Source organism: Marinococcus sp. PL1-022 (assembly GCF_033845285.1).
In the GTDB taxonomy this organism is placed as follows: domain Bacteria; phylum Bacillota; class Bacilli; order Bacillales; family Marinococcaceae; genus Marinococcus.
In genome coordinates, this window is sequence record NZ_JAWXCX010000001.1 from 2,614,928 (window position 1) to 2,634,841 (window position 19,914).

Annotated in this window: 21 protein-coding genes; 7 read left to right on the forward strand and 14 right to left on the reverse strand. The window is 47.7% G+C overall.

All coding sequences use genetic code 11. The annotated features are described in order from the left end of the window. Window positions 1-47: 47 nt before the first annotated feature. On the forward strand, window positions 48-938 hold the full coding sequence (locus SIC45_RS13420; RefSeq protein ID WP_319632530.1) for an alpha/beta hydrolase: 891 nt from the start codon (window positions 48-50) through the stop codon (window positions 936-938). Window positions 939-951: 13 nt separating this feature from the next. Here the strand turns inward: SIC45_RS13420 and SIC45_RS13425 are convergent, their stop codons facing one another. Beyond that, on the reverse strand, window positions 952-1,332 hold the full coding sequence (locus SIC45_RS13425; protein WP_319632531.1) for a DUF488 domain-containing protein: 381 nt from the start codon (window positions 1,330-1,332) through the stop codon (window positions 952-954). A 192-nt stretch (window positions 1,333-1,524) separates the two neighbouring features. Between SIC45_RS13425 and SIC45_RS13430 the strand changes: the two genes are divergently transcribed. Beyond that, window positions 1,525-1,683, forward strand: a complete 159-nt coding sequence (locus SIC45_RS13430; RefSeq protein WP_319632532.1) for a hypothetical protein — start codon at window positions 1,525-1,527, stop codon at window positions 1,681-1,683. A gap of 235 nt (window positions 1,684-1,918) precedes the next feature. After that, complete coding sequence (locus tag SIC45_RS13435; protein ID WP_319632533.1) at window positions 1,919-2,143, forward strand: helix-turn-helix domain-containing protein; 225 nt, start codon at window positions 1,919-1,921, stop codon at window positions 2,141-2,143. 182 nt (window positions 2,144-2,325) lie between these two features. Here the strand turns inward: SIC45_RS13435 and SIC45_RS13440 are convergent, their stop codons facing one another. The 4 genes from SIC45_RS13440 to SIC45_RS13455 form a co-directional block, all read right to left on the reverse strand. After that, the gene (locus SIC45_RS13440) at window positions 2,326-2,502 is read right to left on the reverse strand and encodes a hypothetical protein (protein ID WP_319632534.1); all 177 of its coding nucleotides are present in this window, start codon (window positions 2,500-2,502) and stop codon (window positions 2,326-2,328) included. 83 nt (window positions 2,503-2,585) lie between these two features. Then, entirely contained in the window at window positions 2,586-3,806 is a 1,221-nt protein-coding gene (locus SIC45_RS13445; RefSeq protein WP_413645805.1) for an NRAMP family divalent metal transporter, read from the reverse strand. A gap of 20 nt (window positions 3,807-3,826) precedes the next feature. Then, window positions 3,827-4,516, reverse strand: coding sequence for a DUF2848 domain-containing protein (locus tag SIC45_RS13450; protein ID WP_319632536.1), 690 nt, complete (start codon window positions 4,514-4,516; stop codon window positions 3,827-3,829). A gap of 31 nt (window positions 4,517-4,547) precedes the next feature. After that, a complete protein-coding gene (locus SIC45_RS13455; protein ID WP_319632537.1) occupies window positions 4,548-5,336 on the reverse strand; it encodes a carbon-nitrogen family hydrolase in 789 nt (262 codons plus the stop codon). A gap of 152 nt (window positions 5,337-5,488) precedes the next feature. On the opposite strand from SIC45_RS13455, the gene SIC45_RS13460 reads away from it, so the two are divergent. Then, window positions 5,489-5,974: a cupin domain-containing protein gene (locus SIC45_RS13460; protein WP_319632538.1), complete on the forward strand. Its 486-nt coding sequence runs from the start codon at window positions 5,489-5,491 to the stop codon at window positions 5,972-5,974. A 53-nt stretch (window positions 5,975-6,027) separates the two neighbouring features. Here SIC45_RS13460 and SIC45_RS13465 read toward each other — a convergent pair whose 3' ends face one another. Then, window positions 6,028-8,454: an EAL domain-containing protein gene (locus tag SIC45_RS13465; RefSeq protein ID WP_319632539.1), complete on the reverse strand. Its 2,427-nt coding sequence runs from the start codon at window positions 8,452-8,454 to the stop codon at window positions 6,028-6,030. Window positions 8,455-8,775: 321 nt separating this feature from the next. Here SIC45_RS13465 and SIC45_RS13470 point away from each other — a divergent pair, with 321 nt between their 5' ends. Further along, complete coding sequence (locus tag SIC45_RS13470) at window positions 8,776-9,879, forward strand: diguanylate cyclase (protein WP_319632540.1); 1,104 nt, start codon at window positions 8,776-8,778, stop codon at window positions 9,877-9,879. On the opposite strand, the gene SIC45_RS13475 is transcribed toward SIC45_RS13470, so the two are convergent. From SIC45_RS13475 to SIC45_RS13510, 8 genes are all read right to left on the reverse strand, one after another. Then, entirely contained in the window at window positions 9,876-10,064 is a 189-nt protein-coding gene (locus SIC45_RS13475; RefSeq protein ID WP_319632541.1) for a hypothetical protein, read from the reverse strand. The two genes, SIC45_RS13470 and SIC45_RS13475, sit on opposite strands and share 4 nt — an antisense overlap. A gap of 170 nt (window positions 10,065-10,234) precedes the next feature. Further along, a complete protein-coding gene (locus SIC45_RS13480) occupies window positions 10,235-11,086 on the reverse strand; it encodes a class II fructose-bisphosphate aldolase (RefSeq protein ID WP_319632542.1) in 852 nt (283 codons plus the stop codon). A gap of 22 nt (window positions 11,087-11,108) precedes the next feature. Next, window positions 11,109-11,495, reverse strand: a complete 387-nt coding sequence (locus SIC45_RS13485; protein WP_319632543.1) for a hypothetical protein — start codon at window positions 11,493-11,495, stop codon at window positions 11,109-11,111. A gap of 14 nt (window positions 11,496-11,509) precedes the next feature. Continuing rightward, window positions 11,510-12,775 (reverse strand): PTS sugar transporter subunit IIC, encoded by a 1,266-nt coding sequence (locus tag SIC45_RS13490; protein ID WP_319632544.1) that lies wholly within the window; start codon window positions 12,773-12,775, stop codon window positions 11,510-11,512. Window positions 12,776-12,803: 28 nt separating this feature from the next. Then, complete coding sequence (locus tag SIC45_RS13495) at window positions 12,804-13,094, reverse strand: PTS sugar transporter subunit IIB (RefSeq protein WP_319632545.1); 291 nt, start codon at window positions 13,092-13,094, stop codon at window positions 12,804-12,806. After that, entirely contained in the window at window positions 13,094-14,101 is a 1,008-nt protein-coding gene (locus SIC45_RS13500; protein WP_319632546.1) for a 6-phosphofructokinase, read from the reverse strand. The genes SIC45_RS13495 and SIC45_RS13500 overlap by 1 nt, the downstream gene beginning before the upstream one ends. A gap of 15 nt (window positions 14,102-14,116) precedes the next feature. Then, window positions 14,117-16,045 carry a BglG family transcription antiterminator gene (locus SIC45_RS13505; RefSeq protein WP_319632547.1) on the reverse strand — a complete coding sequence of 643 codons (1,929 nt, stop codon included), beginning with the start codon at window positions 16,043-16,045 and terminating at the stop codon, window positions 14,117-14,119. 254 nt (window positions 16,046-16,299) lie between these two features. Beyond that, window positions 16,300-16,992: a FadR/GntR family transcriptional regulator gene (locus SIC45_RS13510; protein WP_319632548.1), complete on the reverse strand. Its 693-nt coding sequence runs from the start codon at window positions 16,990-16,992 to the stop codon at window positions 16,300-16,302. A 159-nt stretch (window positions 16,993-17,151) separates the two neighbouring features. Between SIC45_RS13510 and SIC45_RS13515 the strand changes: the two genes are divergently transcribed. Continuing rightward, window positions 17,152-18,327, forward strand: coding sequence for an aminotransferase class I/II-fold pyridoxal phosphate-dependent enzyme (locus tag SIC45_RS13515; protein WP_319632549.1), 1,176 nt, complete (start codon window positions 17,152-17,154; stop codon window positions 18,325-18,327). 35 nt (window positions 18,328-18,362) lie between these two features. Then, entirely contained in the window at window positions 18,363-19,847 is a 1,485-nt protein-coding gene (gene nhaC, locus SIC45_RS13520) for a Na+/H+ antiporter NhaC (protein WP_319632550.1), read from the forward strand. The last annotated feature ends 67 nt before the right edge of the window (window positions 19,848-19,914 follow it).

Genomic DNA, 19,914 nt, shown 5'->3' on the forward strand with positions numbered 1-19,914 from the left:
GCCCGCGGCAGGAATAGGCACATAGAGAGAAGAAAGGAGTGGCGCCGATGCCTGCATGGAGAACCTATCTGTTGACCGCGCTTCTACGCGCGTTTCAAATACGAATGCGCCGCTATTCGCCGACCCACATTACCCCGCCCGCGGCATATACGGTCCGCACGGATTCCTACATCGTGGAAACGGCGGCTGGCGCGACGCCCGTACACATTTATTATCCCGAAGCAGCCGAAGGCCAGGCTCTTCCGGTATTTGTAAACCTGCACGGCGGTGGCTTTTTCATGGGCAGCTATGCCGATGATGAAGGCTGGGGCCGGCACGTGGCCGAGCTCACGCCCTGTGTGGTTGTAAATATTGATTATCATCTGGCCCCGCGCAGCCGGTTTCCGTTCTCTATATTTGAAGTCCGGGACGTGCTCATGTGGCTGCAAGCCCAGGAGGAGCGGCTCGGGCTGAATATGGAGCGCTTTGCCCTTGGCGGGCACAGTGCCGGCGGCAACATTGCCGCATCAACGCTGCTGCTTTTACGCGACACCGGCGCACCGATGCCGGCAGTTCAAATTTTGGACTCGCCAATTCTTGACCTCGCGACCGATCCCCGCGAAAAACCGTCCTTTCCCGGAGCGATTCCCATTTTTGTCGCGGATCTGTTCACGGCAAGCTACCTGGAAACGAGCCAGAACGCTGCGCACCCGTATATTTCCCCGCTCCATGCGGAATCACTCGAAGGGCTGCCACCGACGCTTGTGTTCACCCCGGAATATGATTCCCTCGCCCGGGAAGCCTTCCGGTACGCGGAGCGCTTAAAACGGGAGGGCGTGCCCGCAGAGTATCAGATGTTCCCAAAAACCATTCATGCGTTTACCCATGTCGGACGAAAAAGCACCGCAAAAAAAGCGTGGGGACTTGTCGTCTCCACGCTTCAGGCCCGCCTGCTGTAGGCGGGCTTTCGTATTACTCTCTCGGATGCGCCGGCTGCTGATCGAGAATTTCCTTCAGCACCCAGGCGTGATTTCGCTTTACGTCCTCCGACGAAAATACGAGCGTCACGTCCTTGTCCTGCATCCGTACAATTTCTTTCAGGCGCTGCAATTCCTCGCGCTTGAGCTCATCCTGCTCAAGCTCTGCCTTGTATGCTTCCTTGAAGCTCTCAAACTTTTTCGGCTCGTCTTCAAGCGCCTTCTGGAGCTCCTTCGACGGAGCAACGCCATCCACCCATTCATGAATATCAGCGCGCACCTCTTCGACTTCATTCGGCCATTCCTTCTCGACAAAAATCCGGTAGCCGTCGTCCGTATCTGCTTTCTTATGGAGCCGTTTGCAGTATATTGGCATTGGTATCATCCTTCTTTTGTATAGTATGAAACGTCTCTTCCCGGCTCTTTCCTTTCCAAGGAGGCGGGCAAACGTGCAAATGAACCAAAATACTCGCCCATCCTCCTATCACCGCTATTATTTTTTTCTTCTTCTCATATTTATTTTTATAAATACCTATAGTATATTAGTAAGCAGAAAGGAGGGAAAATAGTGGTTAAGGATATCGTGGAGAATGTATTCACTCTCATTCTCACCTTCTTGTTCACGATGAGCCTGTACTACGATGTGCAACTGAAACGTCAGCAGGCAAAACACGAGCAGGAAACACAAAAAAAGCACCGCTCTCGCTCTACGAGAAGACGGCGCTAGTAACCAAGGGGGAGTACGCTCCCCCATCCTTAATCACAGTATACAATGAAAAACTGGTTCCGACAAGCCTGGCGTAACGAGCTGGCGCTACTGCTTCTAACCGTTTGGTATGTTTCCCGTTCGGACTTTCCGCAGCTCGGTGTATTCGAGGCGGCAGGCCTTGCGATGCTTGGCACTGCCTACCTTCTCTACATTGTAAAGCTCTATTATACCTGGCAATTAAGGAAGATGACCTATGAATAAGAACGAACTGTCCGAATTGCTCGATGATTACTGTTATACGAAACAGGAAGCGGCCGACATTCTCGGCATCAGCATGCAGCGCCTTGGCACGCTAATCCAAAACGGCAAACTCACTCCCGTTCCACACCCTGGGACCAAACTTTTTTTAAAAACCGATGTGCATGCCCGTCTGGAAGACCAAGAAGAGCTGCGGAAACGATACTATCATCGTCCTTAAACTAAAGAGCCCTTGCATAGGGGCTCTTTTTTCAGTTAAAACGGATCGATCTAATTAACCACCGGTTCCATATCCAGTTCTGGAATGTTAATCTCCTCTATTATGCTTCCATAATACATCTAGGTCCGTTTCCCGATATCGGCTATTTACCTATTCGCTTTCCTCATACGAAACCGCAGTCATTAGAACAACCCCCGTTCTTTCTTTATTCGTGCCAGGGCTTCCGCTTCTTCAGGGAGTCTCGGACGGTTTCGCTGCATCATTTCCTCGGGATAGGAACGCGCCTGCTCCACGGCGGAAACGAGATATTCATTCCGCTTTATCGTATCGCGAACCTGCTGCGTGGATCTATACCGCATGCGGTTCCCTCCTTTCTTCTTGCTTCATTATATTATAGCATGAGTATGCCCAACCCTCTCTGCAGTATGCTTCTTTTAACATTCTACTGCCACAGGTCTGCAATTCCCTGAAGCGATAGAAACCCTGCGACCAAGGTGACCAGCACTGCGACAATTCCGAATATGAGCATCCATGCCGGGTGCCTGTAGTCCCCGACAATGGATTTTTTCCTGGATGCCAAAAGCACCGATCCAAGGGTTAATGGAAGAATTAACCCGTTTAATGCGCCGGCCACGATTAGCAATGTGACCGGTTCGCCAACAATAGCGAACACGATCGTTGAAAAAGCAATAAAGCCGACGATCAGCCATTTATAATACTTTTCAAGCTGCGGATGAAAGGAACGGATAAATGAAACGCTCGTATATGCCGAGCCGATCACGGAGCTGATCGCAGCCGACCACAGCACCACGCCGAATATTTTATACCCAACGTCGCCGAGAGCGATCTGAAACACAGAAGCTGCCGGGTTACCTTCATCAAGCGTATACCCTGCGGATACGACACCCAGCACGGCGAGAAATAAAAGCACTCTCATAATCCCGGTCGTTAAGATACCGAAGTTTGCGGCTTTTGTCACGAGCGGCAGGGCTTCTCTTCCCTGAAATCCACGGTCGATCAGCCGGTGGGCACCGGCGAAGGTAATATAGCCGCCCACAGTACCGCCGACAAGCGTTACGACCGGAAGCACGAGCGCTGCGTAATCCTCCGGGAACACGCTGCGAACCACGGCTTCCCCAACCGGCGGATTCGTCGTGATCATGACGTAGCCTACCATGACGATCATCACTACACCCAGAATCGGAATCAAAATATCAATGACTTTTTCTGCGCTCTTCACGGTAAAAATGATAATCGCTATCACGCCGGTGATCACCGCCCCCACCTCCGGGGAAATGCCGAACAGCACGTTAATGCCAAGACCTGCACCGGCTACGTTTCCGATGTTAAAGGCAATACCGCCGAGCACGATGAGGGCTGCGACCAAGTAGCCGAGGCCCGGAAACACCATGTTTGCCACATCCTGTCCCCGTTTCCCTGAGACAACCAGCACCCGCCAGATATTCAACTGAGCGCCTATATCAATAATAATCGATGCTAAAATGGCAAAAGCAAAACTCGCCAGAAACTGAGATGTGAATTGGGTCGTCTGCGTTAAGAATGCCGGGCCGATGGAGGAGGTCGCCATTAAAAAAATAGCTCCCCACAACACCCGCCGCTGGACGCCTTTTTTCAACAGATCGCTTTGGTTTTGGTCCATCATTCACCGCCGCCTTTCTTCTATCATTCAATTGGCTGCTGCAGCTGCTCCACTTGGTACGCATGGCGAATTGTCTGATTCAGGACTGGATCGTGCAGTTCAAATTCATAGTAATCGGCAAACGCCAGGGATTTAGCTACCGTGTTAATTGTCGCTGAAAAAAAGAAATTTCCCTGCGAATTTACATGCATTGATTCAAACTGCGGCTCCCATTCCTCAGGCCTCATTAGATCGGTCAACTTCCCCTGCTGGTACAGCTCCCTTTCTTCTCCAGAGGAAGCCCAGCAGGTAAAGGTGATCTGGTCCCAGTGGTCCTTCACGTCGGAATACTTCCATACGTCCCGTGCAATAATATTAGGATACGCCTGCTTGGACATCGGCACACTGAACGTTTCCAGCCTGCGGTCGGTGTGGTCGCTCCCTACGGTGACGTAAAGCCCGCCTTCTGCCCAAATCAATACGTACTCGATTTCCCCACTCGTTTCTCCGTGCTGAACCTGGATCGTATCATCCGTGGTCGGGTTGTTGTTGGCAATCGGATAAAGGGTCGGAGTCGTTTCAGGTGTCGGCACGCCAAGCTTGGCGAGTTCATCAATATGCTCCTGCACCTTCTCCTGATCGCTCCCTGCATACCCGGCGTTAAATACCCGGTTTACATCCACACTGATTTCTTTTCCGGAGGACTGCTCACGTAACGTCAGATGATTTTTCATAGGCTGATCCCTCTCCTTTACATAAACATGGTTATTCGTACAAGTCCGGCACCCGGCTGTCGAAAACAGGAACGTTTTTGCGGACGTCTGCCACATTGGACAGGTGCAGAGTTTCCCGGAGCGTTTCTTCGTGCTCTACGCTGCCCTTCTGCAGCACGTTGCCCCACGGGTCAATAAACGCTGAGGAGCCGGCAAACGTGATGCCGTCGTACGAGCCCGGACGATTGCACGTCACGACATACATCTGATTTTCCACCGCTCGCGCCGTACTCAGCACGTCCCAGTGACTCCGGCGGCTGTCCGGCCATTCTGCCGGGATAAACAGCAGCTCGCATCCCTGCAGGGCGAGACTGCGGATGATTTCCGGAAAACGAAGGTCATAGCAAATCACCACTCCCATTTTCACACCATCCAGCTCAAACACCTTCACCGGGTCGTGCCCGCCACTTAAATAGGCCGGCTCGTTCAGCATCGGCACGAGATGTATTTTGTCATAGTCGTATACAAGTTCGCCGATGTTATTTATCACAACGGCCCGGTTGTATACCTTTCCGTTTTCTTTTACTGCCATCGATCCTCCCATGATATGAACGTGATAGCGCTTCGCTGCGTCCTTTAAAAAGCGGATCGTTTCGCTGTCCACGGGATCCTCGGCAATGTCCCAGAGCTCCGGGAGCGTATATGCCGTCGTCCACATTTCCGGAAGCATGACCAGGTCCACGTTCTCAAGCTCCTGCTCCCCGAGCCAATGGCTTACCTTTTGCCGGTTCACCTCCGGGTCTCCGGCCACAATATCCATTTGATAAACTGCAATGTTCATCGTTTTCCTCCTCATGGTGGTGTATCCTATTACGTTTCAATATACCACCGGGCGCGGCGGGAAAAACAGAGGCAATTTCCCGGCACTCATTTCATTTCCCGTCCCCAGCCTTTATGCTTAAAAACATATAATAAATAAAGGAGGCACCTGTTTTGCATAATGCTGATGATTGGATCACCCAGCTGCAGCTCGAGCCGCATCCGGAGGGCGGCTTTTTCCGGCAGACAATGAAATCAGATGAAGCTGTTACTACAGCGGACGGAAGGAACCGTGCCCAGTACACGAGCATTCATTTTCTCGTCCGCTCCGGCGAGCCATCGCGACTGCACCGGCTGGAGTCGGACGAAATGTGGTACTACCATACCGGCGCTCCGCTTGACGTGCATATGATTCACCCGGAGAGCGGGCACCGTGAAATCATGACGCTTGGACCGAATGCCGCAAATGGCGAGGTGCTTCAGGGCGTGGTACCGAAGGGCACCATTTTCGGCGCTGAAGTCCGAACCTCGGAGCAGTTCGCGCTGGTCAGCTGTGTCGTGGTTCCCGGCTTTGATTTTGCCGACTTTGAGCTCCTTACGCGCGACGAGCTCACCGCCGCTTATCCCGAGCACCGGGAGGTCATTGAGCGGCTGACGTGATAAAGCACAAAAAAACCCGGGCAGCTTCTATCTGCTCGGGCTTTCCTACGTTATTAAGATGTGCGTTCTTCATCTCTTTGCTCCCTGTGCACTTCAATCGCTTCGGCCGGGAGCGGTGGGCTGAAGTAATAGCCCTGATACTCCTGGCAGGATTTCTCCGACAGCAAACGCAGCTGCGAGCACTTTTCGATACCTTCTGCGATCACGTTAAAGCCGAGGCGCTGGGCCATATGAATAATGGTTTCCACGATGGCCTCCTCGCGCTGGCCGTCTTCGATGCTGTCCATAAAGGTTTTATCAATTTTTAGCGTATTAATCGGAAAGTCCTTCAGATAGCTAAGCGACGAATAGCCGGTGCCAAAGTCGTCCAGGGAAATGCGAATGCCCTTGGCCCGTATTTGCTCCATGAGCGGCACTGATCGTTCCGGATCCTGCACGATGCTCTCGGTCAGCTCAATCTCCAGGTATTCCGGAGGCAGGCCGGTTGTTTCCAGAATTTGCGTCACCATCTTCAAAAAGTCCGGCTGCTGAAACTGCAGGGTCGAAATGTTCACCGACATTCTGTCCACCGTGCTTCCGGCCGCTTTCCATTCTGCCATCTGCCGGCACGCCTCCTGAAGGATCCAGCGCCCGAGCGGAATAATCAGTCCCGTTTCTTCGGCAAGCGGAATAAACTCTCCCGGAGGCACCATCCCGAGCTCCGGGTGTCTCCAGCGCACAAGCGCTTCATAGCCCTTGATCTCTCCGCTCCCAACATCCACCTGCGGCTGATAATACAGCAGGAATTCTTCGCTGAGAATACCCTTGCGCAGCCCGGACTCAAGCAGCATTTTTTTGGATACCTCTTCGTTCATATCCAAGGTAAAAAAGCAGTATTGGTTTGCGCCGCTGCTTTTCGCTTTGTACATCGCTGTATCGGCATGCTTTAACAGATCCTCTGCCGTTTCTCCGTCCTCCGGATACACACTGATGCCGATCGAGGCGGAAATAAACAATTCGTTTTTCTCTATAGTAATCAGCTCATTCAATTTCTCCACCAGCGAATGAGCCGTGTTTCCGGCCCGGTAGCCGGTCGACTCCGGTAGAATAATGACAAATTCATCTCCGCTCTGCCTGGCCAGAAAATCTGTCTCCCGCAGAAGCTTTTTCATCCGGTCAGCTGCAATGATTAAAAGTTCATCACCAATACGGTGACCGTAGACATCGTTTACATTTTTAAACCGGTCCAGGTCGACAAAAAGTACAGCCAGGTTCTCCTGGTTCCGCTGCTCAAGCATATGGGTGAGGTGTTCATTCAGCATACGCCGGTTCGGGAGCCGAGTTAAATCGTCCCGGTAAATCAGCTCCTGGATACGCTCGTTCTGCCTGGTCCGCTCCGAAATGTCGCGGACAATCCCGGTATATACCTTTTGCTCTCCAGTGCCCTGCCGGGAAAAGGATAGCTCGAGCGGAAATGTGTGGCCTTCGCGGTGCAGCCCTTCAAGCTCCACAAGTGAAGCATGCTCCACCTCCTCGCCGGTTTTATGAAAATACTCCACCCTTCTCTGATACGCACTTGGAATAATTGTCGAAAGGGGTTCGCCGATAATATCCGCCCGCCGATGCCCGAAAATACGCTCAGCGGCAGCATTCCAAGAAACAATCATCATGTCCATATTGGACGTAATAATCGCATCATTGGCCGTATGAATAATGCCCCGGTACAAATCATCGATATAATCCAGCTGATTCTTTTTAAATTCGATCTGACGGTCAAAAACGGCCACAATAATCGTAATAATTAAAATCGTCATAATGCCGATACCGATAAAAATGGACAAAATCTCTGTGTGAACAGTGCCGCTGTCCATTGCCATCCCGGCGCTTCCATGTTCAAACGTCGCTCCGGCCATACCCGTATAGTGCATTCCGGAAATAGCGGCCCCCATTAAAAGGGAGCTCCCGATAAAGCCGAATTCCTGCCACAGGCGTTTCCGGATAGAAGGTACAGCTGAAAGAAGCCGCAGAGCGGTGAACGAAGCCAGATAAGCAATAACGACTGACAGCGCTACAAGCAGCGGATTGTACTGAATCTCGGCATTCATCTGCATGGCAGCCATACCGATATAGTGCATCGATACAATACCGCTTCCGATAAACACAGCCCCAAGCAGATGCCATTGAACACTCGGCTTAAAAAATAAAAGAATGAAAAAGGCAAGCCAGCTGGCAGCTACCGCAAACACGATGCTCAGAACGAGCAGCAGCGAGTCATATGTAACCGTCATTCCCATATCGAGCGCTAGCATAGCGATAAAATGCATCGACCAGATGCCACCGCCAAGACAAAGCCCTCCGCTCATCGCCCAGACAGCTTTATGCTTCGAACTGGACGTTTTTAAGCGTCCGGCTGCATGAAAGGATGTATAGGAAGCAAGCACTGCAATTAATACAGACAGCACCACCAGCCATGGGCTGTACGATTCATAAGTAAGGTCCACCACATTCACCTCTTCAAAAATTCCATTTTCCAGGCATTCAGTATTTCAATATCTATATCTTTTATCGGACGGAAAGCCAATTTACTTAAACAGCAAGGCTAATCTTCTTTTATTTAATAAACATCTTTGGATAATTTAGTTCTAAATAACTAATTGAAGCATCTTTGCTAAAATGCCATTTTTACTTAATTGATGCTGGATTACTTACACAAAGTGGTTTTGTGTAAAAATGGTGGTATGATTAGGATCAAGTCAGCCTGCCCGGCAGATAGAGTTTTCAGCTTACTGTCTGCGGAAAAACGAGTAGTCGTGGAGGATTTTATGCTATCCGGATTCTTTATTAATATTACTATTCTTATATCTTTTATTTTTTTGTTTCACCGCTTGTTTTACAAAGCACCTCTCAGTTCATCCTCTTCATTTAAGCAAAAAGCTGCAGCTGGAGCCGCCAGCGGTCTGCTCGGTGTGATTTTGCTTGTGTACAGTATTCCGCTGGATGGCAATACTATTATTGACCTCCGCGTAATTCCTATTATTCTCATGGCTGTATTTGGCGGCTGGATTCCCACAATTATAGCCGGTGCCATTATTATGGCCGGCCGGCTGATGTTTGATCTCAGCATTTCTTCAGTAGCCGCTTTAGTATTCATCGCTGCCAGTGTGCTTGCCGGCGGAGTTTTACATATGTATGTACGAAGCGTATGGATCCGGTCTGCCTGGCTCGTTCTGCTTACAAATATTTATATGGCTGTCCTGCTCTCTTTATTACTGCCATTCAACAGTTGGGCTTCAGCCTCTGCAATATATTCAATCGCTACCCTGATAGGAACATTGATCGCTGTTTACATGTTTCTTCACCTTACCAGAGTAAGCCGGATGTTCAGTCACTATCAGTACCAAGCCTCCAGAGACAACCTGACCGGCCTTTACAATCAGCGTGCCTTTCAGGATATGCTTCAACAGGCAGAGAGAGAATACACCAACAGCTCCCGCCCTCTTTCGCTGCTCGTACTCGATATCGATTATTTTAAAAGCATTAACGATACACACGGTCACCTTGAAGGAGATGCCGTATTAAAGCAGCTCAGCCAAGTGCTTATTGCTTCTATCCGTCCTGACGATCAGGCCTTTCGCATCGGCGGTGAAGAATTCGGAATCCTTCTTTATGACTGCGACGAGACCCACGCCTTAACAATCGCTGAACGTGTACGTAGCGACGTGGCACAAACACCATTCAGGGTCGCTAATCATCCCAGCTCTCTATCTATCACCATCTCGATTGGCACTGCCACGTATCCAGCCCCCGGGCAGGATATATCCGCTTTATACAGCGCTGCGGACGACGCTTTATATCAGGCGAAGCATCTTGGCCGCAACCGCACCTGCTCCTACCGGCCATCCGGGCAGGGGCAGGAAATGCTTTAACCTCCTGCTTTTGCTTTCTTCCGGGCCAGCCTCTGATACCCGGGAATAGAATCTTCTTTTTCAGACGTTAAAGCGACCGGCCGGATAATATTTCCCGCCTTCATAAAAACAATAGTTTTCCCGATTCTTAAGATTTGATACACACGCTGATCAATAGAGCACCGATACAAATCTCCTGTTCTCAACTTATTCCCTCCTGCAATTTAAAGTATTAACAATTTTCTCGCCTTTGATATTTCTAATATTATACAATTTTTACGCAGCTTTGGACAGTTAATCGTACTGCTTATTTCCCATATAAAGAATCACTCTCCTTTAAATGGGAAAGTGATTCTTTATTATCTGCCAGCATTTTTTATTGTTGAGAAGTAACTTTACTGAATTTTTCGATTTTTTCTTTGACAATTTCTTTTATTCTATTGTTGCATGGGATTAATACCTTTCGTAAAGAATTATCCAGCTTTGATTCCGTAAACGTCTTTTTACCTTCTTCGATGTATCGAACGTTTAACTCTGTTCCTATATTAATTTTGGCGATACCATATTTAATTAAATTTTGTATATCATCGTAGGAGACTCCCGTCCCCCCGTGCAACACTAACGGGGCGTCTATCATTTTATTAACGCTCTCAAGCACTTCAAAGTTTAAGGTTGATTTCGACCGGTACTGGCCATGAGAAGAGCCTATAGAAATAGCTAGAGAATCTACCTGCGTTTGTTTGTAAAAATATGCTGCCTCTTCAGGATCAGTAAAATCAACTTCACCTTCTACACTTACTCCGTCCTCGGTCCCGCCGATCGCGCCTACTTCCGCTTCTACCGAGACATTATATTTACGGGCAAACTCGACCACTTCTTTAGTTACAGCAATATTCTCTTCAATAGGCAGATCCGCCCCATCGATCATTACTGAAGTAAATCCTGCTTCAATCGCTTGTTTAATAAAAGCAACATCGCTATTATGGTCCAGATGAAGAGCCACTTTCACACTTGCTTTTTCAGCCAGGGTGCGTACCATAGCCACAATCAGATCCAATCCAATGTATTTAGCCGTACCATCAGAGATCTGAATACTAATAGGTGATTTCGTTTCCTCAGCTGCTTCGATAAAAGATGGGAGCATTTCCATACAGTGCAGATTAAATGAACCGACAGCATACCCTTTTTGTTTCGCTTCCTCTAAAATTTCATGCAATGGTACTAACATATCATCCACTCCTCTATTTTTATTAATTGTACCGAATTGAATCTTTATTCTTTTTCATTAAGGCATCAATTTTTTCCGCATATCTTTCACTTGCCTGATCATCTCCGTGTTTCCACGCTTCTGTCTGCTTCTTTGTATATGCTTCCATTAGCTTTCCGTGCGGGTATCCGGGTTTATCATAATATTCCAGGCTTTTTTCCCAGGAATCGATAGCTTCTGAAATATTTTCAATTTCAAAATGAATTTTTCCCAGCTGATTAAGATGCTCTTTTATCATTTCTGTGTCTTCCGTATTTACTAACACTTCGTTCAAATTTTCAATCTCCTGCTTCTTTTCTTCCACATTGATTTCAGTCTTTGTGCTATCCGTTGTTTCTGATTTTCCTTTCAGCCAATCAAACAGACCCATAGTTTTTCACCCCTTTAATTAAACAGTTCCAGTATCCAGCCTAATAAGATTCCTATCGTAATAACATCAGAATCACTGAACGTCACGTTGTCGATGCCATATCCTCCAAGCACCGTAACGAAAATGGCCGGAAGAAGTGTAATGAATAATCCGTGGGCAATTCCCCCGATCACCGTTCCTCGGATGCCGCCAACGGCATTCGCAAAGATACCAGCGGTTCCTCCGGCAAAAAAGTTCGTCATCATACCAGGAATAATTAAAGCCAGTCCCACCACTGGGAAGAAAAGCAGGCCGACAATCGTTCCTGCTGTGGTGGCCAAGAAACCAATGATCACAGCATTTGGGGCGTAAGGAAATAACACCGGGCAGTCGAGCGCTGGTTTTGCGTTCGGGACAATTTTAATAGCAATACCACGAAACGCCGGCACGATTTCTGCTAATAAAAGACGAACCCCGGATAGTATTACATAAACCCCTGCTACAAATTGGATAGACTGCAGAAATGCATAAACGATATAGTTTGTGCCATCCGTGAATTCTGCTGCAGTCGCCGGCCCAGCTACAAAAGTCGGTATTAGATAAACAGGCACCATCACTACCATCATCGAAAGATAAGTATCCTGCATGAATTCAAAGCTTTTTGGCAGGTTAAAATTCTCTGTAGAGCTATTTTTGTTACCAACGACTTTTGCCACCCCAGCTTGAACAATATATCCAAAGGTACAATAGTGAGCCAGGGCTAAATCATCTGTGCCTGTGATTTTGCGTACAATTGGCTGAGCTATAGCCGGCATAAGCACTGCCATAATGCCGGCTACCAGACCGCCGGAAATAATAAGCAATGAGCCTCTTAGTCCTCCCATATAACCTACTAATGCAAAGACGGTGGCCATCCACAACGATGCCTGGCCAGTCAGGAAAATATACTTAAACCGGGTAAATCTTGCGATAATAATATTTATCACAAATGCCAGCACCATAATGAGAGCTGTTTCCCGGCCGACAATTTGTTGGGCAATACCGGCAATGGCATTCACATCTGTTACAGTACCTTGAATATTAAAGCCCTCTTGAAACACATTTCCTAAAAAGCCAAGTGTACCTACTAATATTTCCGTTCCTGCAATCAGCACCAAAAAACCTAAAAGCGTTTTCATAGTACCGGTAATAATTTGACCTACTGATTTTTTTAATGCTATTAAACCCACCATAGCGACCAAAGCTACGATGATCGAGGCCTGGCCTAATATGTCATTAACAATAAACTGTAGTACCTGCATGCTGAACCTCCCCCTTGTCCTGCACTTATTATAATTTTTCTAATTCAGGAAGCAGCTTTTCACGTATTTCGTTTTTATCCACCATGCGTTTTAAATAAATAATAGGTGTTTGAATGTCATACTGCTTAAATTGCGATTCAAAATTGGCACCTGTCAGAATCACGTCCGCCGGAGTTGAAGTGGCTGTGGAAATATCACAGTGGGAAAGCTTTGCTTCAATATTTTCTTCTTTTAATACATCCTCTACACTCATCTCGCAAGCGAAGCTGCTCCCAAGACCTGCACCGCATACCATTAAAATTTCTGGTTTTTTTGCCATCATTTATTCCTTCTTTCTCCAAGTATTAGTTTTTTATTTTCTGCTATTTCTACAAATTCCTGAATTAATAATGGGGCCTCTCCTTTACCTGAAACCGTTAACGGAAGCATTACAGGAATTCCTTTCTTCATTCCGGCCATAAAATTGAATTCGTGTTGTAATACGCTTTTTTTCACAAAATCCCCCAATATTCCAGCCAATAGAATATCCTCTATATTCGGGTTCCCAGATCGTTGCGTATAGCCTAAAATTGATTGCCGTATTCGCACTTTCAGCTTCTTTTCCAACAAGTGACTGATTTTTGCCACAACGCCCTGGTCACCATTGTTATACTGTTCGGGCTCAAAAGCTGATTCTGTACACAAAATGATAATCGTCTGTTGCCCGGCCTCCTGCAGTTCGGTAATTCGCTGGGCGATGGTTTCTATATCCATTTGATATTCCGGCAGCAATACGATATCCGCTCCACTTGCTATCCCTGCTGCTAATGTCAGCTGGCCTGACATCCCTCCGAACGTTTCTACAATAAAAATGCGTCCCTCCAGATTCCGCCCGGTCTGCTTTAAATGCCCAATTTGGTGATAAACATTTTCGATAGCCGTTTTATGACCGATGGTATAGTCCGTACCTGGAATGTCATTGTCTATCGTCATTGGAATGTGTATGACATTTACTCCATGCGCTATCAGCAGTTTAGCTCCCTGGGCAGAGCCGTCACCGCCGAATACCACCAACACCTCGACATTTTGGCTTTTAAGAGCTGCTTTTACTTGTTCTATTCCATCCGCTGTTTTTAAAACATCACTCCTCCCACTCTTAATCAAAAGCTCCCCGCTATGCATCACCGGCTCTATATCCTCTTGAGTGATTGGTATTGGCTTATTTCTCACAATACCTTCAAAACCGGAATGATAGCCGATATATTCGTGCTCCCGGCTGATTAAATGATACAGGGCTGCGTTGACGCCAGAGGCGTCGCCTCCGCTCGTGATTACTGCGATTTTCATGTTTTCTCCCTCCTTTTACTGCAGGCTGGCTTCGTTGATAACCTGCCAGATTTCTTCTTTGCTCCCCTTTAAAAAGATTTCTTTGGATTTTTCTTCGTTAAGAGCCGTCACCAGCTGCCTCAAAGCCCGTAAGTGCGTCTCAGCATCCGTACTTCCTAAGCAGAAGATCAGCTTCACGGGATCATTGGATTCGTGGCCAAAATTAACCGAGTTGGACAGACGAAGAAAGCTTAAACATAATTCATTCACCCCTTCTTCCGGTCTTGCATGCGGCATAGCCACCCCCTCATCGAGAACTACATATGGGCCATTATCTGTAACCATCTGAATCATCGCTTCTATATATTTTGGCTCGATCAATTGATTTTCTACTAATGGAGTGCTGCCGATTCTTATCGCTTCCTTCCAGTTTTCGGCTGGAATATCCAATTGGATGTATTCAGGTTTTAAGACTTTTTCAAGCACTGGACCAGACTTCCTTTCTTGTTTTTTTATTAGAACGTCGGTTATTTTTTGCTGATCTGTTTCATTGATCATTGGGTTAATCATTATTGAAGGAAGGTCGATGTTTTCTATGGGCATAGTAGAAAAGATATAATCAACTTCTGAAAGTTCTCTGTCCTGATGAAGCTGAAAGTAGGAAATAACTCTATCAACAATAATTTCCGGAAATAATCGTTTGAGACGACTTTTCATCAATTGAACAGTTCCGATCCCGCTTCCACATACAAGCAGCACCCTCATTCTGCTTCTAGACTCCATCCGCTCAGTAGCAGCCCCAAAATGCAGTGTTAAAAAGCAAACTTCGTCTATATTGAAAGCAACATTATATTCCTCTTCAATTTCATTTAGATTCTGCTCCACCCATTGCGAAAGCCTGCTGTATTCTTCCATGATTTGGTCCGTCATCGGATTATTTAAGCCAAGCTGAAACTGGAGCCGATAAATAGCTGGCTTCAAATGTACAAGCAGCCCCTGCTCCAGCTGCACGTCATCCATGAAGTCAATCCCGCTTTGAAAGCTGATTTTTGCCACCATTTTTTTTATCAGCGCAAGCAGTCTGTGATCTTCATCGGTTTCAATAGACTGCAGGGTTTTTGAACTAAGTAGATGGAGTGTAATGAAGGCAGCTTCGTCTTCACACAGACTTTTATCCAACTTTGCTTCCAGCAGCTTTACAATTTTTTTGCCAATCTCAAATTCTTTATACGTTCTAATATTCCATTGATCGATATCTGGAAATGTAATCGTTTTTTCCTGCTTTAAGCGCTGCATAGCCAAAACAACATGAATGATAATCCCCTGCATAGCTAAATCCGTTAATTCCGGCATTGATTGCTGTAAAAGAGAAAGCAGTTCTTTTCTGAGCTGCTCGATATCTTCGGAGGAATCCTCCATATGCTGGGTCAGCCACTCAAGAGTTTTTTCATCTCCAAACTGATTGGAGAGCTGCTTGTAGGAACGACGAATATTCAGCTCTGTGCCCTTCAAAAGAAATCCTTTATTATTTTCGTATTCAACATCCACATGAAAAGGCTGAAGAAATTCCGAAAGCTTTTTAACATCTTCAAGTACGGTTCTTCTTGTCACATGCATCAATGCAGCCATTTCTTTAGAATTAACGGGCCTTCCTGTTTGAAAGAGCATGCCGAGAATCGTCATCATCCGCTCTAAAGGAGAGAGTCTTACGTGAAATTCGTCTATATCCTGAACCGAGTGAAAAATCTTGTGCTTGTCGGCTTCTTTTAAATTGATTAGTATACCCTGGGATTTATCACGATGAATGTCAGCCTGGAAGCTGCTCACAAAATACTCTACTTCATTCACGTCATTGCGCATCGTCCTTTCACTTACATTGTAGAAGTCTGCCAGTTCACCCATCTTTGTCGGCGTGCTTTTTTTAATTAAAAATTGTAGTAAATTACGTTGTCTTTCATTTAGCATGGTGACCTCTCCTCTGGTTAAAATCATAAGACAAAAACTCTCACAATAGATAAGAAACCGTTTACAAAATAAAAACGGAAATTCTTCTTCTCTTTTCTTTTTCTATTATATAGATCATTAGTTACACACAAACACTTAGTGTTTTCAAAAGAAAAAGCGCCTGGATTCTGATACCATCCAGGCGCTTTTTCTTGTCTTACTATTTTTTAGAGTATGTTAAACAGAACGCTTTCTATTGAAAATTTGATTAGTTCTTAATCCACCTGCACATTTTTAATCGCACGGCGCACCGATTGAATCAGCAGGTCAAAGGCTTTCTGGGCTTTTTCAATATCCTGCTCTGCCAGCCCCTCCAGTAACGTATGATGGTACGGGTAGCTTTCATCAAAGATATGTTCAATGCCAAAGGGCTCGTTCCAGAATTGTTCAAACTGGTCACCCACGGAATTAATGATGCTGTTAAGAAAATCGTTATCTGCCAGCTGATAGATGTATTCATGAAAGGATGCATCCGCCTGGTTCGCCGTTTTCCGGTCATTGTGGCTGATGGCTTCTTCATATTCCGTTAAATACGCTTGCAGCTGCTTAATATCCTTTTCTTGAATATTTGAAATCGCCAGGTCAATCGCCTTTTTCTCCAGCGCCTCCCGCACCTCAAGAATTTCCAGCAGAAACCGCTGTTCGTTCTCGATATCAAACATCGTATGAATATAAAACGGGCGCAGCTCGTTCACGAAAATGCCCTTGCCGTTAATCACCTGAATGGCACCCCGGGACTCGAGGATCTGCAGTGCCTCCCGCAGCGTCGAGCGGCCGATCTGCAGCTTATCCGACATATCGCTGACGCTTGGCAGGCGGTCCCCCTCCTTTAATTTTTCTGATTTGATAAACGCATATATTTCATCCACCACCTGGGCAGACAGCTTTTGTTTTTTTATAGCCTTCACTAAGGAATACCACCCTTCAGCGTTGTTCTTCTTTTTATTATAACTTGAATTGCCGTATGAAAGGAAATGTGCCGGGAAATAAAAAAACCTTGCTTAATTTATCAGAATATTTTAACCTATATGATAGGTAGACAGCATGACTCATTGGAGGGTTGCATAATGGAATTAACGGACGAAGAAATTTGCATGGGGGACGGCGACAATGAAGGAAATCCCTACCACGCCGTGGCGCCACCGATTTATCAGACGAGTCTTTTCACCAAACCGACATTTGAAGCATTCGCCGAGGATCAGGTGCATGAAAACGAGCGCCACGTGTACAGCCGGGGCACCAACCCTACGGTCGAGGTGCTCGAGCAGAAGCTCGCTGCCCTGGAGCGCGGCGGGGCCTGCAAGTGCTTTGGCTCCGGCATGGGAGCAATCAGCAGCACCTGGATGACGATTCTCCGCCCCGGCGATCACGTGCTGTTTTTGAATCACACCTATGGGCCGGCCCTGCAGCTGATCGAGCACCTGTCTTCCTTTGATATTGCCTATACGGTCTGGACGAAGGACTCGGACAGAAGCATGGAGGACTGCATTCAGCGAAATACCGTCCTCATTTATATGGAAAACCCCGGAACAATGACAATGGAGATCATCGACATAGAACAGGCCGTCGCCATGGCCAGAGAACATAGCATTACCACGATGATGGACAATACATGGGCAACCCCGCTTTTTCAAAAGCCTTTAACCATGGGCGTGGATATTGTCGTGCATTCGTTAACCAAGTATATCGGCGGCCACAGTGACGTGCTCGGCGGGGCCGTAATCGCAAGCCGGGCGTTTATTAAAAAGTTATTTTTTCACGGCTATCAGCTGTTCGGATCGGTGCTGTCTGCGATGGAGGCCTCTATGGTCATCCGGGGGCTGCGTACACTGCCGCTCCGGATGAGAAATCATGAAAGCAACGCCGCAGAGGTTATTTCTTTTCTGCAGACCCGCCCCGAAGTAAAAGCGATTCACCATCCGTCGGTGAACAAGGAAGCCAGTGCCCTGGTCGACCAGCAGTTTTACGGCTTGTCCGGGCTGCTCAGCTTTGAATTAAAGGACGGCGGCTTTGAAAACGTGGCACGCTTCATCAACGAGCTGCGCCTGTTTCGCATCGGCACGAGCTGGGGGGGATTTGAAAGTCTCGTTACCTCCCCGGTCAAACCGGGCAACGAAGAAACTCTTCGCCACCAGGGATTTGACACCGGCCTGATCCGGCTGTCGGTCGGCCTCGAGGGAGCTCCGCAGCAGATTAAGGACCTCGAAGGCGCGTTTGAACGAACCAGGCATTATGTACAGTAGCAGTTAAACTTAAGTATGTATGAGGAGGAAATAGTATGTCTGAACATACAGAACAGCAGCACCGGCCGCAGCCGGGTATAGGGATCGCCCTTATTCCGGTGTTTCTCGCCGTAGCCATTCTCGTAGGCGGCATCGGCATCCTGCAGTATCCCGCCGAACTGATGCTCGTTTTTGCCGCGGTCGTTTTCGTCATCTTTGCGGTCATTTACGGGGCCAAATGGGACAATATCATTCTGGAAATGGGAGAGAAGATCAAGCGCGCGCTTCCGGCCATTCTGATTCTGCTCAGCATCGGCATCATCATCGGCTCCTGGATGATTTCAGGAACAATCCCGCTGATGGTGTACTACGGCCTGCAGCTGATCAATCCGGCGCATTTATTTGTGCTCGCCTTTATTGTTACCGCTATCACATCCACCTTTACCGGTACAAGCTGGGGCTCGGCCGGAACGATTGGTGTCGCCCTGATCAGCATCGCCCAGACGATGGACGTATCTCTTGCGATCACAGCGGGCGCGGTCGTTTCCGGGGCGTATTTCGGGGATAAGCTCTCCCCGCTCTCAGACACGACCAACATGAGCGCTATCGCCGCGGGTTCCGACCTGTATGAGCACATCCGCCATATGCTGTATACCGCCGTGCCTTCGTCGATTCTGGCGCTCATCGTTTTCTGGATTGCCGGTACGACGATTCCAACATCCTCCGGCCAGATCGCCGAGGTGGAGAGCATGACCGCGTCGCTGGAAAATTTATTTTCACTGAATCCCCTGCTTTTGATTCCGCCGCTGATTGTGCTGATCGGCTCGATAATGAAAAAGCCGCCGCTGATTATTTTGTTTGTTTCCTCGCTTACGGCTTTGCTGCTCGCGTGGATTCTTCAGGGTGCCGCGTTCAGTAATATTTTTGCCTCTGTGGTGTCCGGGTTTACGACCGATATGCTCCCGGAGAATGTGGAATTATCGGAGGACCTGTCATCACTGTTAAACCGGGGCGGCCTGTATTCGATGTATAACGCCACCTTCTTCATCTTTTGTGCGTTTTTCTTCGCCTCGGCCCTCGAAGCCTCCAACGTGCTGCGCGTGCTGCTTGAAGGAATCATTCAAAAGCTCCGTTCGACGGGCAGCATCGTTTTCACGACGCTCGTATCCGGCTTTGTCGTGATTAACGGAACGTCCAACGCGCTCGTCACCTATTTTCTGATTAAGGATATTTACGGCGATGTGTTTCGAAAGCACCGCCTGCATCCGGTCAACCTGTCGAGAAGCATGGAGGATTCGGTCACCATCACCGAGGTGCTGATGCCATGGACCGTGTCCGGCGTGTTTATGGCCACCACGCTCGGCGTAGGCAACTTTGAATTCCTGCCGTGGGCCGTATTTAACTGGGGCGGCTTTATCTTTTCCGCATTGCTCGCGTTTCTGGCGCCGTGGACCAATAACTTCGGCATCCGCACGCTGCCGGAGGCTTCCGCCCAGTACGGCGATCCTTCCGAGGAAGAGCCTAAATCTCTTTATAAATAGATCAGGATGAAAAAGCTGCCTCTTCACATGAACTGTAACCTATAAAATGGACAGGAAATAAAAAGAG

Excerpts from the sequence above, each read along its gene's own strand:
- SIC45_RS13420 (WP_319632530.1), top strand. The coding sequence starts at position 48 with ATGCCTGCATGGAGAACCTATCTGTTGACCGCGCTTCTACGCGCGTTT.
- SIC45_RS13425 (WP_319632531.1), bottom strand. The coding sequence starts at position 1,332 with ATGCCAATATACTGCAAACGGCTCCATAAGAAAGCAGATACGGACGAC.
- SIC45_RS13435 (WP_319632533.1), top strand. The coding sequence starts at position 1,919 with ATGAATAAGAACGAACTGTCCGAATTGCTCGATGATTACTGTTATACG.
- SIC45_RS13440 (WP_319632534.1), bottom strand. The coding sequence starts at position 2,502 with ATGCGGTATAGATCCACGCAGCAGGTTCGCGATACGATAAAGCGGAAT.
- SIC45_RS13445 (WP_413645805.1), bottom strand. The coding sequence starts at position 3,806 with ATGATGGACCAAAACCAAAGCGATCTGTTGAAAAAAGGCGTCCAGCGG.
- SIC45_RS13450 (WP_319632536.1), bottom strand. The coding sequence starts at position 4,516 with ATGAAAAATCATCTGACGTTACGTGAGCAGTCCTCCGGAAAAGAAATC.
- SIC45_RS13455 (WP_319632537.1), bottom strand. The coding sequence starts at position 5,336 with ATGAACATTGCAGTTTATCAAATGGATATTGTGGCCGGAGACCCGGAG.
- SIC45_RS13470 (WP_319632540.1), top strand. The coding sequence starts at position 8,776 with ATGCTATCCGGATTCTTTATTAATATTACTATTCTTATATCTTTTATT.
- SIC45_RS13480 (WP_319632542.1), bottom strand. The coding sequence starts at position 11,086 with ATGTTAGTACCATTGCATGAAATTTTAGAGGAAGCGAAACAAAAAGGG.
- SIC45_RS13485 (WP_319632543.1), bottom strand. The coding sequence starts at position 11,495 with ATGGGTCTGTTTGATTGGCTGAAAGGAAAATCAGAAACAACGGATAGC.
- SIC45_RS13490 (WP_319632544.1), bottom strand. The coding sequence starts at position 12,775 with ATGCAGGTACTACAGTTTATTGTTAATGACATATTAGGCCAGGCCTCG.
- SIC45_RS13495 (WP_319632545.1), bottom strand. The coding sequence starts at position 13,094 with ATGGCAAAAAAACCAGAAATTTTAATGGTATGCGGTGCAGGTCTTGGG.
- SIC45_RS13500 (WP_319632546.1), bottom strand. The coding sequence starts at position 14,101 with ATGAAAATCGCAGTAATCACGAGCGGAGGCGACGCCTCTGGCGTCAAC.
- SIC45_RS13505 (WP_319632547.1), bottom strand. The coding sequence starts at position 16,045 with ATGCTAAATGAAAGACAACGTAATTTACTACAATTTTTAATTAAAAAA.
- SIC45_RS13515 (WP_319632549.1), top strand. The coding sequence starts at position 17,152 with ATGGAATTAACGGACGAAGAAATTTGCATGGGGGACGGCGACAATGAA.
- nhaC (WP_319632550.1), top strand. The coding sequence starts at position 18,363 with ATGTCTGAACATACAGAACAGCAGCACCGGCCGCAGCCGGGTATAGGG.